The following is a 636-nucleotide window of genomic DNA, read 5'->3' as shown; positions in this document are numbered from 1 at the left end:
ATGGTGCATTATGATGTTCAGTTGATGGGAGGTGGTGTACTTCATCGAGGAAATATCGCCGAAATGCAAACAGGGGAAGGTAAAACACTTGTAGCAACCTTACCCGTATACCTAAATGCACTATCAGGAAAAGGCGTTCACCTGGTTACCGTCAACGACTATCTTGCAAAACGTGACTCTGAATGGATGGGACCTTTGTATCAATTCCACGGGCTTTCTGTAGATTGTATTGACAAGCATCGTCCAAACTCAGCCGAGCGTCGTGCTGCTTACAAGAAAGATATCATTTTCGGGACAAACAATGAGTTTGGTTTCGACTACCTCCGTGACAATATGGCAGGGAGCATTGATGATCTTGTACAACAAAAACATCACTACGCTATAATCGATGAGGTCGATTCCGTTTTAATTGATGATGCCCGAACCCCGTTGATTATTTCAGGACCAACACCTCGTGGCGATGAACACGAATTCCACCAGCTAAAGCCGAGAGTTGAAAACATCGTTGCGGCTCAGCGTAAATTTGTCAACGAGTGTTTGATTGAAGCGAAGAAGCAATTAAAGGTGATCAATGGTGAAGTAGAAGCCGGTCAAGACTCCAAAACAATGCTGGAGGAAGGAGGAAAAGCCCTACTC

At 44.7% G+C, this 636-nt stretch carries 1 protein-coding gene; it reads left to right on the top strand.

Annotated elements, in window-relative coordinates; translation table 11 throughout:
- On the top strand, positions 1-636 hold a 636-nt coding region (locus tag L8D11_RS05395; RefSeq protein ID WP_336886395.1), incomplete at both ends, for a DEAD/DEAH box helicase.

The sequence above is a fragment of the Candidatus Bandiella numerosa genome, from assembly GCF_021811875.1.
Classification (GTDB): Bacteria; Pseudomonadota; Alphaproteobacteria; order Rickettsiales; family Midichloriaceae; genus Aquirickettsia; species Aquirickettsia numerosa_A.
Note: the sequence above shows the minus strand (reverse complement) of the source record. Positions and strands in the feature narration are given on the sequence as shown.